This window comes from Vibrio sp. MMH1-50, from assembly GCF_022347645.1.
GTDB classification, from domain to species: Bacteria; Pseudomonadota; Gammaproteobacteria; order Enterobacterales; family Vibrionaceae; genus Vibrio; species Vibrio harveyi.
Genome location: NZ_JAKRGG010000023.1, coordinates 16,356 through 32,860, shown reverse-complemented (window position 1 = coordinate 32,860; position 16,505 = coordinate 16,356). Strand labels below are relative to the sequence as shown.

12 protein-coding genes are annotated in these 16,505 nt (G+C 42.2%); 1 reads left to right on the top strand and 11 read right to left on the bottom strand.

The genetic code is table 11. The features are described 5' to 3' along the window. Positions 1–9: 9 nt before the first annotated feature. The 11 genes from tssC (MHO32_RS16460) to tagH are packed head-to-tail and all read right to left on the bottom strand — an operon-like array spanning position 10 to position 14,037. Complete coding sequence (gene tssC, locus MHO32_RS16460) at positions 10–1,521, bottom strand: type VI secretion system contractile sheath large subunit (protein ID WP_005447039.1); 1,512 nt, start codon at positions 1,519–1,521, stop codon at positions 10–12. A gap of 57 nt (positions 1,522–1,578) precedes the next feature. After that, entirely contained in the window at positions 1,579–3,072 is a 1,494-nt protein-coding gene (tssC, locus tag MHO32_RS16455; protein ID WP_005447040.1) for a type VI secretion system contractile sheath large subunit, read from the bottom strand. Positions 3,073–3,074: 2 nt separating this feature from the next. Then, positions 3,075–3,602, bottom strand: coding sequence for a type VI secretion system contractile sheath small subunit (tssB, locus tag MHO32_RS16450; RefSeq protein WP_005447041.1), 528 nt, complete (start codon positions 3,600–3,602; stop codon positions 3,075–3,077). A 15-nt stretch (positions 3,603–3,617) separates the two neighbouring features. Beyond that, on the bottom strand, positions 3,618–4,739 hold the full coding sequence (tssA, locus tag MHO32_RS16445) for a type VI secretion system protein TssA (protein ID WP_239212970.1): 1,122 nt from the start codon (positions 4,737–4,739) through the stop codon (positions 3,618–3,620). Continuing rightward, positions 4,732–5,526 carry a PP2C family protein-serine/threonine phosphatase gene (locus MHO32_RS16440; protein ID WP_239212969.1) on the bottom strand — a complete coding sequence of 265 codons (795 nt, stop codon included), beginning with the start codon at positions 5,524–5,526 and terminating at the stop codon, positions 4,732–4,734. Before MHO32_RS16440 ends, tssA begins: the two co-directional genes overlap by 8 nt. A gap of 10 nt (positions 5,527–5,536) precedes the next feature. Further along, complete coding sequence (tagF, locus tag MHO32_RS16435) at positions 5,537–6,232, bottom strand: type VI secretion system-associated protein TagF (RefSeq protein WP_050936447.1); 696 nt, start codon at positions 6,230–6,232, stop codon at positions 5,537–5,539. Then, complete coding sequence (gene tssM, locus MHO32_RS16430; RefSeq protein WP_017818773.1) at positions 6,214–9,732, bottom strand: type VI secretion system membrane subunit TssM; 3,519 nt, start codon at positions 9,730–9,732, stop codon at positions 6,214–6,216. The genes tagF and tssM overlap by 19 nt, the downstream gene beginning before the upstream one ends. A gap of 14 nt (positions 9,733–9,746) precedes the next feature. Beyond that, positions 9,747–11,039, bottom strand: coding sequence for a type VI secretion system protein TssL, long form (gene tssL / locus MHO32_RS16425; RefSeq protein ID WP_017190835.1), 1,293 nt, complete (start codon positions 11,037–11,039; stop codon positions 9,747–9,749). A 14-nt stretch (positions 11,040–11,053) separates the two neighbouring features. After that, positions 11,054–12,379, bottom strand: coding sequence for a type VI secretion system baseplate subunit TssK (gene tssK / locus MHO32_RS16420; RefSeq protein ID WP_272492014.1), 1,326 nt, complete (start codon positions 12,377–12,379; stop codon positions 11,054–11,056). Between the two features lie 20 nt (positions 12,380–12,399). Then, entirely contained in the window at positions 12,400–12,855 is a 456-nt protein-coding gene (gene tssJ / locus MHO32_RS16415; protein ID WP_009699029.1) for a type VI secretion system lipoprotein TssJ, read from the bottom strand. Positions 12,856–12,864: 9 nt separating this feature from the next. Then, positions 12,865–14,037 (bottom strand): type VI secretion system-associated FHA domain protein TagH, encoded by a 1,173-nt coding sequence (gene tagH, locus MHO32_RS16410; RefSeq protein WP_239212968.1) that lies wholly within the window; start codon positions 14,035–14,037, stop codon positions 12,865–12,867. Between the two features lie 318 nt (positions 14,038–14,355). Between tagH and MHO32_RS16405 the strand changes: the two genes are divergently transcribed. Further along, entirely contained in the window at positions 14,356–16,500 is a 2,145-nt protein-coding gene (locus MHO32_RS16405) for a serine/threonine-protein kinase (RefSeq protein ID WP_239212967.1), read from the top strand. The last annotated feature ends 5 nt before the right edge of the window (positions 16,501–16,505 follow it).

The following is a 16,505-nucleotide window of genomic DNA, read 5'->3' as shown; positions in this document are numbered from 1 at the left end:
CGTGTTCCCTTACACCACCTGCTCCGGTGATAACTCCGTAATTAATTTGACCGCCGAAACCATTTGATCGAGTTGAAAATGAGGTCTTAAATGCACTACTGAAAAGTAATGCCCTGGCGAATCGCGTTTTTCTTTAACTGTTATTTTTGCTTCGTTGAGTGGATACTTTGCTCTGAGTTCATCAGAAGCTTCATCAGAAGCAGTTGTATATTGGTGAAGCCATTGCTGAAAATCCCGCTGGATTGAATCAGAATCTTGATACCCACCAACCTTGTCTCTTCCCATTACCTTTATGTAATGTGCGATTCGAGATACACATAATGTATATTGCAGCATCGAAGTCAGCTTGGCGTTCATCGTTATGTTCTGGTCTTCAAATAACTTCGGCTTATGGATAGACACACTGGATATCATGCCGACTAAATCGGTTTCTGCGACAGGTGACATCGTAATGAAACCGCAATCGGATATCTCTTTCTCTTTACGCTCTGATACCTTCAGATTTAAAGGGCTCCTATCTCGTGTGTTTTTACTCATAAGCTGAACAGAACTTCTTGTTGGAGCTAGAATGGCTCCTTGGGTGTAATCCCCTTGCTTCACACCTCTCATGTGAGTAAACCAACCATGTTCTTGATAGGTTCTAATTGCGATGGCGGCGAAACAAAAAGCGGCGCTACCCCACAACAACTCTTGTTCTGATTCAACAATCGTCTCCTCAAACTCAAACGCCTCTATCCGAGAACCATCTTTGATATAAGGCTGCCTAAAAAGAACATTAGGCGCTGCAATACCTATAAACTTTGTATCTTCTGATTCTCTCAAGCGTTGCCACTTCCCATACTCAACTTGATCAAATTGAGAAGTAATGTCTGTGGTAGATGACAACTCCGAAAAACGATCAACCCCAAATACACTTGGTTGCGCAGACATGACAAAAGGACTAAACGCAGCTGCTGCTGTCTGGGCAATCTTACCCAATACCGACAAATCCCGATCAAAGTAGTTTTGGTTAGGGTCATGTCGAAGCTCATAATCACCAACTATCAGTCCAAATGGCTCACCTCCAGCCATGCCGTATTCATTTTGGTAAAGCAGTTTAAACAAAGCTGACTGGTCGAATTCGATTGCTTTTAAAGCATCTTTACTGACTTCTTCCCATGTCGACGATAAAAGCTTTATTTTTACCAATTCACCAGATTGACCGTCTGTTTGTTCACACAGATACTTAACCCCTACCCAAGATCGCTCCAACTGCTGATATCTCGGGTGATGAATGATTTCATTTAGTTGTTTCTGTAACAATTGATCTATTTGATTGATGGTCATAATCAAACTGCGACGAAATTCAGCAACACTTCTGCTTTTGGTACCTTCTAACCAAATTTTTGCCGAGTGTATTGAATCTTCTGTTTCGACAAACCGAGTAATCCAGTAACTATTAAGTTCCGCACACCCAAGCGGACTAAACTCATGCTTTAGCTCGCTTGGGTCTAAGAAATTCAACGCTGTATCGTTAGTCATTTTTACACACCACAGGAGGGAAAGTGTGGTTGACCCATAAAGCCAACCACAATTCACTTAACCACCCGATTGAGGGATTTTTGCAACTAAGCGTAATGAAGTCGTAAGCTCTTCCATCTGTAACCAAGGCTTCAACCATGCTACTGCATTGTAAGAGCCTGGCGCGCCTGGAATCTCCTTAACCTGCACGCGAGCATCAGCTAATGGGTATTTCGCGCGGATTTCCTGACCGCCTCCTTCAGATGCGTTCACATAACTTAAGATCCAACGGTTCAACCATGATTCAACATCTTCTGCCTCCATGAAGCTACCGATCTTATCGCGAGCCATCACTTTCAAATAATGGGCAAAACGCGATGTCGCCATCATGTAAGGTAAGCGTGCGGAAATTGCAGCATTCGCTGTCGCATCCGGAGAGTCATGATTTGCTGGTTTCTGACAGGTTTGCGCACCAAAAAACACGGCATAGTTTGTGTTTTTGTAATGACATAATGGTAAGAAACCAAGTTTACCTAACTCCGCTTCTCTGCGGTCAGTAATACCGATTTCTGTTGGGCATTTCATATCAGGATCGCCATCATCACTCATGAAGAAGTGCGTTGGTAGATTGTCTACACGACCACCACCTTCTGCACCTCGAATCGCTGTACAGAAGCCATACTTTGAAAAAGCATCTGTGAGCTTCGCACCTAGTACATACGAAGAGTTCATCCAACAGTAGTCGTTGTGTTCTGCATTAGTCGCAATGCCGGAAACAGCGTCAACATCAAACTCCTCAAACCCAAACTCTTCAACTGGAGAAGTCGCTTGACCATAAGGCAAACGTGCTAGCACTTTCGGCATGGTTAGGCTTACAAAACGCGAGTCAGCACTTTCGCGGAAGGAACGCCATTGTGCGTATTCCAATGACTCGAATACCTTATCCAAATCGCGAGGTTTAGATAATTCCGTCCATTCATCAAAGCCAAACAAAGCCGGTGAAGCCGCCGAAAGAAACGGCGAGAAACCAGAAGCAGCAACGTTAGACATCAGGCGCAATGATTCGATATCTTCCGGATGGTTTGTAAACTCATAGTCACCGATAAGCGCACCATAAGGCTCACCACCAGCACTACCGAATTCAGACTCATACACCTTCTTAAAGATTTGGCTCTGATCAAACTCAACCGCTTTGCTTAAATCCTTATGAAGCTCTTTTTTCGTCATGCTGATCATGCGAATTTTCAATGCTGAACTTGTTTCCGAGTTCATCACTAAGTAATTTAAGCCTCTCCAAGAGCCCTCAAGCTTTTGTAGTTCTGGGTGATGCATGACTTCAGACAATTGTTCCGAAATCTGTTGGTCAAGAAGCGTGATTGCTTCACGGAACGTCACCGTTAGGTTCTTATTCCAGGAAACGGTACCTTTCATTGCTTCTTCTGTTAATGTCTTGATCAACTCTTCGGCACGAGAAGCTTCTGTTTGCTTTGTTGCACCAATCGCCTGCTCTAGGAATGATGACGTTTGTTGCTCTACCGTTGGATCAAGTTGTTTGTCAATTTGAGTCGTCATTACTATGCTCCCTCTGGATTATCTACAGAGCTTGACTCGCCCAGCTTTAACTCTCCAGCCAACTTTGTCAGGTTTTCCGTGTTGTTTAATACATCCTCTAGAATGTTTTCTAACTCTTCTGAGCGGTCGACCTTCGTCATCAAGTCACGAAGTTTATTTCGGGTTTCCATCAGTTGGCGTAAAGGATCAACTTGATTAACAATTGCTGCGGGCTCGAAGTCCTGCATAGATTTAAAGCTTAAATCCACTTCAAATTGCGAGTCATCTTTCGCCAATTTGTTTGCGACTTTAAACTTCACCGATGGACTCATTTTTTTCAAAACATCATCAAAGTTGTCTCGATCAATCTGAATGAAACGTCGGTCTTTCAAAGGCTTCAACGCTTCGGTATTTTGTCCAGCGAAGTCGCCCATTACACCAACCACAAAAGGAAGCTCTTTTTTAAGCGTTGTTCCTTCGGTTTCAACATCATAGGTAATGTGAACACGAGGCTTCCTTACTCGTGACAGTTTCGAGTGAATACTCGTCATACCGTTCTCCCTTCCTTAATTTTCATTTTGTTCTGCTATGCCAACTAAACGGAAATAGCTTCTCTTTGCATCTCCGTCGGAGATCAATTCCGCCAGTAATTCCGGCAGAGGCATTCCACACCAACGAATGATCTGTTCGATGGAGTAAGAAACTGGTGAATGAGGCTCACTTTCTCTAAAGAAGTCTGCCACCTTTTGTAACTGTTCAATCGCTTGCTCGCGTGATTGCATATTTGTTATCAGCAATTCGCCGTTGTTCGCTGACTGGCTTGTGACCGTAGTCGGCTCGTTAGATTCCATATCAGCCTCTTCAATCACCTCTTTCGGTGCCTGAAAGCGGTCACCAAGCAAATGCTTTAATGCCGAGTGTATTGAATCAAGCTTTTTTGAGATGTAAGAACTTGGGGTAACGTCTCCAACAGCATCATCAAGCTTTTGACTAAATTGGTTAAATGCCCTTATGCCGAACTCAAGATCAGTGATCAAAGTCCTGTAAAACTCATCAGAGGTGGATTTAACGGTATCGCTGATTTTCGACAGTTCCACAGCACCCTGCTCGACTTTGTAACGTCGTTTATCTTCATCAAGTCGCTCTAATTCGATGGCTTGTTGGTATTCCCAAAATGCGTAAGCTTGCTCTACCCCCATATCCGTAAGCGGAATCGAAGCCAGTGGAAAAATTAAGGTACCTTCACTTTCGATACCGTTTAATCCAATGATTGCAGAAATACGAGTCTCGATTCCGTCTTCATCAGGCATGGGATGCAGCTGTTCCCAGAAATGATCAATAAAGTGTGATGCTATCTCGTATCCGATCCCCATTCCGCGAAAGCCATAAATACGTGTCAGCGCCTCAATCAGCCAAGCGACAAGCTCCAAATCCTTTGACTGAGAAGTCAGAACTTCTGGAACTTCATTAATGAAAACACGCCAAAGGTTGGTGTGGCTGAGTATGCTTTCTTCTTCAATAATGGCGTTACGCTCTGTATTGCGCGCAGCCATCCTGTGGTCTTTTAATCTGTAATAAGCAGATTGAGGAGATACGTCCTCACGAGGGTCCACGCCCGTTGGTTGATCAGCAGAGACAGGTTGTAGTACTGGTTCTAACCACTCGAACGCTTTGATTAGGTCATCCACGCACTTTACTCCTCAAGAAAACAGGAATGGTCGCGTCATCTTGCTGATTTTCAGCTATTTCATTTTGATCACAGCATACTTTGACCAACGTGCATGTGACGTTGTCACTAGCACCTCGAACTAACGCAGAGTGCATCAAGGCTAACCCTGCTTGATTGACTGAATCAGCATAGAGCGTGTTGTGTATCTCGTCATTGGTCAGTTCTTTAGAGAGCCCGTCGCTACACAACAGAAATTGATCACCGTTCGAGAGCTGACCGGAGATTTGGTCTATCGTTACTATTTCATCGACACCTATCGCACGAGTTATGACGTTAGCTAATGGGTGTGATTCTGCATCCTCAATCGCTAATAACCCTTGTTCGACCAGATCCATAACTTGGCTGTGATCTCTTGTTTTTTGCGTGAAGCTCCCTTCTCTCAGTTGGTATATACGGCTATCCCCAACCCACAAACAATGAAAATACCCGTCCTGCATAAATAACAGTACAAGTGTTGTCCCCATCGTTTTACCTTCTAAATGCTCTTTTGCGTAATCAAAGATCTCTTTGTTTGCTTGCTGAATAACACCTCTCAACTCATCAATGTGGGTTGTCTTATTGTCTTTTGCATAGCGGGCAATCTTATCGACCAACATCTGACTGGCGATGTCTCCTGCACAATGACCACCCATACCATCTGCTACGACCCACAAACCAAGTTCGGACATATCAAGTAATGCATCTTCGTTATATGGACGGACCTTTCCTGGATGAGTCCTCGAAAAAGTAAAGTAATTCCAATTCATTCGCTGATACCTACCAGTTCCACTCTTGCCAGTTTCCATCTAACATTGCCGCATATTGACCTATTGAAGGCAGTCCCGATGTAATCAGCATACAGGGCGATATAGTTGCCGACCCTTCAGTCCACCAAAAACAAGGTTTTTTGTATTCCTTACCTAATATCTGATTTAAAAGACCATTCGCAGATAACTGTGGGGTGTTCTCATAAATGGTTGAAAGTTTGCTTTTGTAATGTACTAACGGTACTTCTGCCGTAGGAACATCATCTAAAACTGTCTTATCCGAGTCAGTGAGTCTTCGAGCCCATGCATCAAATACAAAGTCGTCATTGAGTACAGCGACGGCAAGATCTTGACTATTTTGAGTCCACTGACTCTGTTCCCAATAATCCACAGCATTCCCTTCGACTGGTCTCACAACGGTGAAAAAGAAGTAGCGTCCCGCAGAGTCAACACTCGGTATGACACTCCCAATGTAAGTTGCGTCTTCCATGTAGGAGATATCCAGTGCAAAGTGCCAAATTGGAGCCGTGAGAAAGTATTGATGCCATCCTTCGCCCAATTGTTCTCGACTAACAGCTATTATTGCTTGCTGCCAATCATGCCATCGTTCAGTAAACTCTTGAGAAAGCCCATTTTTAACAAAATCCCCTTTCGCAGGCATTTTTCCAATGTAGCCCCAACAGGGTGTTATAGAGTTTGAGGACATCGAAAACTCTCCATCTCGTTAGACCAAAACGGGTTGATCGCACTTGAAGGGATGAGTTCCAGTTGAACTTTGTTTCCTTTCAAATCGATCATAACGATGTTGTCATTTCGCGACTCCGGACGCGCTTTTAGCGATTGATCAAGTAATTTGAAAATACCCCACTCACCTTCGTAGGTATGTGCAATCTCGCGTTTTGATTCTGGTGGAGTAAAGACGATTCGAGTTTGGTCTTGCCCTGCGGGCCAGCTTAATGACTTCGCGCGAGCAGGACCGTGCTTATAGACTAAATCTTGCCCACCCAGCTCCAGTACAAAACGAGTAATATGCTGATCTAAATAAACAGGTTTCATTCCAAATTCGACGCGCAAAGAATTGTCCGGCTCAAAGAAAGTTTGTCTTATCCGTTTGGCTTTCTGGAATACTGCGAGTGTTTCTGGACGAACACCAATTTCTTTTTCAAGCTTCCAACGTCGAGTTGAAGTGTCTACAAATGGTTCTAAATACTCCTTAAAGAAGGCATCCATGGTTCCGCCGTAACCGAAAAACCGCTTAAAATCTTTGAGGCGAACTTCCTTCGAGGCATTAGGAACAAATGGATAGCGACCAGCAATTGAGCTTCGATATGGTTTAACCACCTTTGTTAACCATAATTGATTCAAGTGATCTTTAGACCCATTCTCTGCAAACTTAACTGACTCTTGAGACAGTTCTCCTAACCATTGATTAAATGGCTTTGGTAACAACTCCCTTGCACGTTCAAACGACGCAGCAACATCTTGGGTAACTGTTCCATCGAGAATGCTCTTGTATGCAATTTTTTGATTGTTACCCGAACTTGATAAATCAGACAGGTAAGAGCGCAAATTGACCATTGCTGTCTGAATATCTTCAAAATCTTGTTCATCCAAACGTAAGATTTCAGTAAAGTGGGATTCGACTTCTTTACCTGGCAAGGAAACATTAAAGCTATTCTCTTCAGGTAAATACATATCTAACTTGTCAGCGGTATTGGAAAACTTCACTTTAGCAACCTTCCCTGCCACCTCTGACGCCGCTTTTTGGTTCTCTGACAAGACAACTTTGGTCAAACCAACCTCTTTTTGAATCGCACGCAATAATGATTCAATTGGTCTCTCAACCCCCGACAACACTCTTGCTTGAGTAGAGGCTAGATCAAGGGTTGGCGCTTGCTTAAGCTGAATGTCTTCAATTAAGTTTTTCCACTCATTCACATAATCTTGGTAGTAACGTGCTTGTACACCCTGGATTGCACTTGCTTGGTCAATTTCATGCGCTTTTAAATCGTCTCCATATACCCAGTTCTCTTCCATTAACCCTTTCACAGTGCGGTTAATTTGAATTTGGAAAATGCTGTGAAACCCGTTATACGTGTAAAAACCGGAGATCCCTTGAGACAGTGGTTTACCGCTCATTCGCTCAAATTGTTCTAACCCTTTTGGTCCCAGAACGTCTGTTAATCTGAATGACGGCACATGACTTTTTGAAAATTGTAACTTCATGCGTTGGTAAGCACGCTCAGGCAAAGACATTTGAGTTAACACTTCTCGAGCACTCTCTACAGCTGAGTCATTAAATGAGAAGCCTCTTTCGTTGCTTTCCAGAAGGTTATTAGTGTGCGTCATTAGACGGTCTCTTAGTGATTCATTAAGAGCGCCTGGATAATGTCTTTCAAAATAAAAGCCAAACCACGCTAATACTTCTTCTTGTTGATACTTTTCTGGGTTAAACAACATTAGGTAAGTTTTAAGCGTTTCGTATAGATACTGACGATGCTCTTGGTTTCCTTCCATCTCTGAAATCAGGCTATCAAGCACCAGAGGAGCGAAGTGTTTGGTTAGAGCAGACGTGTAGGCGTTATTTGCCGCTTGAGAGACTTTGTCGCCCTGATACAAACCAAACTTCTTTATTGCATCCGAATTTCCGTAGTCGCTTTGCTTTCCCAAAGGTAAAGTCATGATTCGGTCGAGTGTTTCTATCGCGCTGATAATGTCTGATTCAAAATCTAAACTATCTGCACCGATCATTGCTTTTATATGACCCGTCTCTTTGTTGGTTTGGGTGATAAGTGTCGAGTTCCATTGATAACTCATAAACCACGTTCCAATCGCTCCGCATAACGCGACCGCACAGCCGATGTAAACGCCTCGATGGAGCCAACTGGATTGCTTTTGATAATGACGATTGACTGTCCCAAGCAGTTGCTCTTTGAAGATGACTTGATCAAACAAGCTTCTAACGAAATAGCTGTGAGATCCGTGGTGCTGAGCAGATAAACCTAACTTCCCTAGCCCTAGCCCGCTGCTCGATTCGTTCATTAGCCGGCTAACAGGGATACCGTCTTGAACCGAGCTAACCATAAACACGCCTCGAATAAGGGTGGGCTCTTCAAAGCTGTTCTGAGCAAATATTTCTGTAAGGAATTCATCTAGGTTTGCTTGAAGCACTCGAAGTTGCTTTGGAAATTCAAAGATCATCGCGCGCTTATCAAGATCGTCCTCTGTTTCCAGAATGCGCAGCATTCGGGCGTCCAATCGCTCAAGTAGATGATGAAACTCTTTATTGAAAAGAGAAACGACACCGCGCTCATCTTCGCAATCTTTTGGGAACATAAAACCGAATAGCTCTTCACGCTCTTCTTTGCTCAGATCCGCGAAAAACTCATTAAACCCCGCCACCAGATCCATTTTTGTAAGAAGAACGTAAATTGGAAACTGCATACCCAGTTGGTTTTTTAGTTCCTGTAAACGAGACTTTATCGCCCTTGCATGCAGGCTCCTTTCCGTGCGTGTTTGCGACATAATGCTAGCTAAGCTGATTGTCACAATTGCGCCGTTAATTGGTCTCTGTGTTCGATATTTTTTTAACAGCCCAAGAAATCCATGCCATGCCTTAGCATCAACTTTTTCTTGGCTATCTTGTGTCGTATAACGACCAGCGGTATCAACAAGAACCGCTTTGTTTGCAAACCACCAATCACAATGGCGTGTTCCCCCAACACCTGCAACAGAGTCCGAACCTAATGAATCCGCTAACGGAAACTCCAACCCAGATTGCTTAAGAACTGTCGTTTTACCTGTACCAGGAGGACCAATCAGTACATACCAAGGTAATTCGTATAAGCTACGTTTACCTTTATGTGTTTTGGTAACCACTTTGATTGCCTGCTCTATTCTGTCTTGCAGCACATTAATTTCTGAGGCAGCTTCTTTATCAGATTGCGAATCCACCTCTAACAGGCTTTGAATTGTTTCGTCTTCTTTTACTTTTTGCTTATGTTGCTTTGTAAGATTGAACACACCCCAAACGAAAACTAATACCAGGATGCTAACCAAACGCTGAAAGTCAGTTTTTAAGGGCTCATATCCCGCAACAGTGATGAGGGGACCTACGACCCAAATAAAAATTGAGCACGCAGCAACACCGACTAAACCGATAAACCAACGTTGAGTAAATATTCTGCCTACTTCTCGGATACTCATTTATCTCACTTTCCTTAGTTTGCAACCATAAGGTCAATTTCGATTCGGCGGTTAAGCGCACGATTTTCATCAGTAGAGTTTTCAGCAAGGGGTCTTGCATCACCAAGCCCTTCAGGAAGGACTCTTCCTTCCAGTGCACTGTTCGCAATCAACTGTTCAGACATCGCCGTTGCACGAGCAAGGGAAAGATGCCAATTGGACGGATATTTACTGGTAAAAATAGGGTTATCGTCAGTATGTCCAGTGACCAAAATCTTCCCTTCGGTTGTTTCTAAAGTGCGAGACAACTTAGATATAACAGGTTGGATATATTCAACGACTTCCGCACTACCTGACTCAAACAAGTCTTGAGCTTTGAGAGAAATCCGAACTCTGTCGGATAGAGCCTCAACAGTCACCAGTTCTTTATTTATCTCGGTTGCTAGATACATAGAAACGCGTTCAGCAACTTTTATTACTTGAGAATCGGACGTAGGAGCCATCTCTGTTTGATTAGGTGAGATGAGATTAATTAAACTGGCAAAGGTTTGATTTGAAGCCTTGTTAAGGTCATAGCTGAAGAACATAAAGATACAGACCAATATTGCCAATGTGACAGAGCAAACCACCCATAAAGGCGCACGTTCCGCCACTTGCGAACCATTTAACAAACGGCTTTCAATATTGTCGCTTAAGCGTTGCTGTAACCCTCGACCGTTTGACTTTAAAACGCTAACAACTTGCTTTCTCAAACGACGGTGTGTTTCCAGACCATTTTTTTCTAATCGATATTGCCCTACGAAACCTAAAGACATACACACATACATGAGTTCCAAGAGATCAAGCTGAGTCTCAGGGAATGACATGCATGTTTCTAAATGCTGAAAAAACGCCTCCCCACCTTGACTGCTAGAATAGAAAGAGGTCAGCAACGAGTCGTGACTCCATGTCGATTGGCTACCCCAATTTGTATTCAAAACTGCTTCATCGATTGCGCAGCATAAGCAGTAACGAGCGGTATCTATTGTTTCCAGATTTATGTTTTGTTGACGTAGTCGGTTTTCGTAGTCTCTTAACTTTTGTGCCAACGTTTCTTTTAAAAACAAGACGTCAGAGTGACTCGCTGTTGCTCGAATCTGTCCAATAATAGAAAGTATGCCATTAGCTTCAGCTAAAATCGGGTTGCTGCCAAATGCGACCACTGAGTCATTGTTGACCACTTCAGGATTCTTTGAGATCACAACTGTACTATCGGCAGATTTTGGTACTGAGATATTAGCGTTTGTTGGTCTTCCACCTGGTGTTGGCTTTATTATTGTCTGTTCCATAATGACGTAACCTGTTATTGGTTAATGCTCCATAGCTCTATGTCTGAATTCGGGAATTGACCAGATAGCTGAAGAGCAATACCGCCACTCTCTTGGAGACGAACCCAGAATGGTCCTTTCTTAATCACTTCAAAATACACATACCCCGTTTGATAAGGGATCTGTCGAGGAACAACATTGAGTGGTGCAACGTTAATACCGTTGATTTGATTATTTATAAGATCTCTAATTTGTTCTGCTGGTCCCAACTTGAGTTGAGCTGGTACCAAACGTCTAATCTCATCAGTACTTGTATCTGCTTTTACTGCCAAAACAAACTGGCTTAATTCAAGAAGTCGCTTATCAGGTAACGGTGTCACTCGAATACCAAGTTGTCGAACCTCCAAAGGAAGTTTATTAGCCGTCTGATCTAGAACAACACTCAGGTATTGGCTTAACACCTGATTAAGCTCTGAAATCGTAGAGGTCAGATTTGAGTGTTCATAATCAATAAGCAAAGGAGCGCGCTTATTTTTACTCGAAAAAGTCGACAACTCACCAACATATCCTCGTAATAGCGTGACAAACTCTAAAGGGTGAACTTGTTCTAACTGCCCCAGATGTCTAAGAATCGTTTCGTAGCGATTGAGCATTTGAAGCATGATGAAATCGACAGCTGAAGCAGATGCCGCTTTGCCTTGCACTAAACGTTGAGAAACCACATCAGCACGGATTTTTGTCATTCCCGTTACATTTTTTAGGCAAGCCAACATTGCTTGATCTTTAAGCACATTGAGATGTGGCGGCGTATACTCTTCATCAAGAAGAATTGCGCCTTCCGCAGTGACTTCTTTAATTTTAAGAATCGGTAACTCAACAAAACCTGACAAGTTGTCATTGCTTACTTTAAGCGCAACATTCAACGACGCCACTTGAATGCGCTCTTCATCCTGACCAGTTTGCACGTCTATAACGTCTAGATCGTTTAACACATATCTGCTGACAACACCTTCACTAACATCCGCAATCGTTTTTTCTTTAAGGCTCGATGAAGCAACGACCACTTTAACTAATGTGTTTTGAGTTCCCTTTTCAACCAGTAATGGCGGAAGAACTTCATTAACGTTCTGCAATTCAATAAGAGTCATATCAGGAAGAATCGCTTCGAGTTTCTCGATTTCTACCACGCCTTCTTTCAGACTGTTCGGGTTTATACGAACTTGATACACGCCCCAATTATAAGGCTGTTGAAAACGGTTCAATCCCTTAAACTCATGCTCAAATGCACGCTCGCTTTGCTGGAAATGTTGAGGACGTAAAAACATCCCCTCACACCATGCTGTGTGGGAGTAATCTGCCATTGTTTAGTCGCCAAGTGAGGTTATTTAACGAATATAGAAAGGTCGTCTAGGTGAATTTGGTAAGTGTTGTAACCTGTCTGGTCTACCTTAATCACCTGCCTCCAATTGGAGTTTTCGATGTCACGGAATGCCGCGACTAAACCTAAATACTGAGTTTTTGGTGACATGCTTGCGTGATAAATATCTTCCTGACCAGGCGTTAAAGAAATTTCATATTTGTTCACTAAATCAGGACCTAAAACCGTGTCATAGCTTTCGTACAGCGAAAAGAAATCCTGACTTTCAAAGACGGTTGAAGATGTCAATTCAAACACATAAATCACAACAGGCGACGGTCTGCCATTTGAATCTGGGTTGATATTATGTTTGGCGGTGAGCGCTAAATCAGCATAGGGATCAACTACTAGGTTTGCCGCTGAACAACCAACTAAAACTGCCGTAATAAATAGAAGTAAGGTCTTCATTATTGTTTTCATCATCATTCCTTAATTTTTACTTCTCAGTGCATTTTCATAATGCTTTGCAAAATCTTCCAAATAAAAAGGTGATTCCTTATTTATAATTTCATCCGTTAATTGATAATGAATACCTTCAAATTTCTTCCAGCTTTGAGCATATTTTCTTGCTGGAATTATTTTATTGAAGAAACTATCACTTGACATTGCATCGGAGTAAATACTTGATGGCTCAACTAACGACATAACACTTGAAACGGTACCTTCGACACCTTTCATCAACGCTTTTTCATGGTTTTCTATATCAACAAATGCTTCTTTAATTGCTATGTCTGCTCGCATAAAACTAGCAGTGTTTCGGTTGTATAAATTATGAATAGCATCTTCTAAATTAGCGGAAAACTTTAATGGATTATTTTCTGACTTTCGAAAAGCGGTATGGTTTAAACGATTATTTTGTTTAAACTCAGCTCGATTATGTAATGTTTCCATTAAGCCCAGTAGCATCAAAGAAAACGACTGGCCTAGTTGCTCGAACCACTGTTCGCTATTTTCGTCTGGAACCATATTTGGGTTGATACCCAGACCTCTGACGAAGGCTTGTTGGTTTTTGCTTTCATTTTTTACCAAAGGCTTCGGAGCGCTAATCGGGGTAGACGCATGAGGGGATACTTCTTCAACACTCGGCTCTTGTGCTTCTAAAAAGTCATCCATCAGACCAATATCAAGCTGAAACTCAGAAGGCGCACTGTCTCTTAACAGATCCGCTGCGTTCAAGCCAAACTCATCATGAGTTAAATTTCGGTCTACATCACCAACAGCTAACTCATTGATAGTATTGTGCACTATATTGCTATCATCGATAATTCTTTCTTCTAAACTTACTTGAATTTGATAATCGCCGAGGGCCACGACATCGCCATGGTTGAGTGCCAATTCATTTCCTTGACCAACCGGCGTCACGGCATTATTTACAAAGGTACCATTCGTCGATAAGTCTTTAATCAAGTACTTTTCACCAAATTTGATCAGTTCACCATGCTTACTTGATATGACTCTTTCAGGGTCAGGCAATGTCCAATCACACTGTTCAGAGCGCCCAAAACTGGCCTTGTCATGTTCACCTGTCGCATCAAAAACGAACTCAGTGTCAATCTCTGGAGTGAACTTATGAAAACTTGTAATGGTTAAAACCAACGTCATGTAAACCTCGCCAAAGGAACTGCTTAATATATAAATTTAGTTCTTAATAGTTAGGCAACCACTTATTAACACTAAGATTAATAATGCCTAATCAAATAATAATTGTATTTCACGAACGGAATAATGAATTAATTTCTCAGCAAAGCAATCTAGGATTATTACGCAAAACAAAATATACAACGAGGTTCAAATTTTTGACGCTTAACTTTTCATTCGTCAAAAAACCGATGTTAGCTTAACCGAGAAATCTTCATTTAATCATTTTTCATTAGCAGATGAGTTATATATTCACACCATCATTTTCTATGGAGCCTCGTGATGGACGACAAAAATAAAGACAGTTCTATAAATAAAGAATGCAGTGGCGATAAAACAAAAATTGTAAAGACTCAAAAAAGAGAAAATACAAATGACAATAAGGGCAATATAAACAATGAAGGCTCTGCCCTAAATAATAATGAAACAAATACAAAAGTGTCTCAGAACCTAAACACAATTCCACCAGCAAATAAATTAGTGCGTAATATTGATAATGATGATAAGCAAACTCGATCTGATTCATTGCTCGGGGAGACGGTAAAAAACCGTTATGAAATTGAATCTTTGATCGGCCATGGTGGTTTATGTGACGTCTTTTTGGCGAAAGACAAAATTCTTGAATCTTCTGGAGCAGATGTCCCCTATGTCGCATTAAAGGTACTACAAAAAGAGTATGCGTCTCAGCCAGAAACCGCCCGCATGCTGATTCGTGAAGCACAACAAACTCAGAAGCTTAGTCACCCCAACATCATCCGAGTCTACGATTTTGGAGTAGACGGAGAAATCTATTTCCTCGTGATGGAATATGTTGATGGGGAGACATTAGAAGGACTTATTCAACGCTCTAGACCGGACGGGTTAAAGTACAACGCCACCCTTTCAATTCTGAACCAAACGTTAGATGCATTATCGTATGCACATTCACTTGGTGTGGTCCATGCAGACTTAAAGCCCGCAAACATCATTCTCACTTCGGAAGGTAAAGTGAAGTTGCTGGACTTTGGCGTCTCTAAAACGCACCAACTGAAACATGACCAATATGCAGCAAAACGAAAATCACAAGACACTGACACGCTGGGTTATACACCGAATTATGCCTCACTTGATATCTTATCGGGCAAAGAACCGAAACAAAGTGACGATCTGTTTGCGTTTTTCTGCATTACTTTCGAGTTGCTGAGCTGCAAACACCCATATGGACGAACCCCAGTCAACGAAGCGCTTAAAAAAAGCGTTAAAGTAAGCAAGCCATCTCACTTTCCATTTTCAAAGTGGCGCATCTTCTCTAAAGCTTTTGCTACTGGTGTCGTCCCTTCTCAGCTCAGCGCTACTGATATCAAGCACCTGTTAAATAAGAACCGTTGGTCACTTTATTCAGGTATAGCCGCCAGTCTTGCCTTAATGGGTTTGTTAGGTACGTTCTATCAACAACAGCAAAATACCATTAACCAACTCAACCTTACTCTCATAGAAAAAGATCAAGCCATCGAATCTGCAGAGCAACTGTTAAATACGCTTCCGGAGCAAACCAAAGCGTTAATTGACAACAAACAAGGGATACACCCAGTGATTGCTGCTGGTTTCCTACGTTTGTATAAACCGCATATCCTTGGAGAATTTGAAGCAAAGATCGATGACGTACTTAACTCTGATGTAACGACTTATCCAAACTACAAACAGATTGAATCCATCTTACAGCAAGCAAAAATCTATTACCCAGACTCCCATAAAATCGAAGTTTTGGCATTGGATATTCAATCAAGCAAACACTCTACTCTGCTTTCTATTGCGAGACAGATAAACAGCCACTTAGAAAAATCCTTGTACACCCAGCAAGACGAGGCTAAATCTATTTACGATCTCAAAAAGGAACTCCATGAAATACATAAAGAGTACCCTTTCACTCCTAGCTCGTTGGCAAGCGAAGTCTTTGGTCAACACCTCAATGAAGCGCTAAAAATGCGCGATGCAGCAGCTTTAGTCACACTCATCAAAGTTGGAAACTCCTTTTTTGCTGAGTCTGAAGAACATCAGCAAAATTTGGCGATCAGCAATACAATGAAAGATGCGGTATTGGAAATGAAACTTTACGAGGCCGCAAAAGAGAGCTCAACGCCGTTGCCTTTCCCTGCTGATGCTGCACGATTGTTGTATCAGGAAGAGTTTGAAGGACTGCACTACCGACTCAACCAAGCTCGCACAACGGTTAACCTAGATAAGCTCGTCAAAGATATTGATGTATTTTCTGAAAATTTCCCACCGGGTTTCCAAGATATTAATGATCTGCGATTCCAAACCGCCGATAAGTACCTACAGTTTTCTGACATTCTTTTAAACAAGCGGAAGTCTAAAAGTGCGAGGCGAGCGATGAAGAAGGCAAACGAGCTGTTAAAACGCGTCGAAACGGAAGCTGAACAGAGTTAATGACT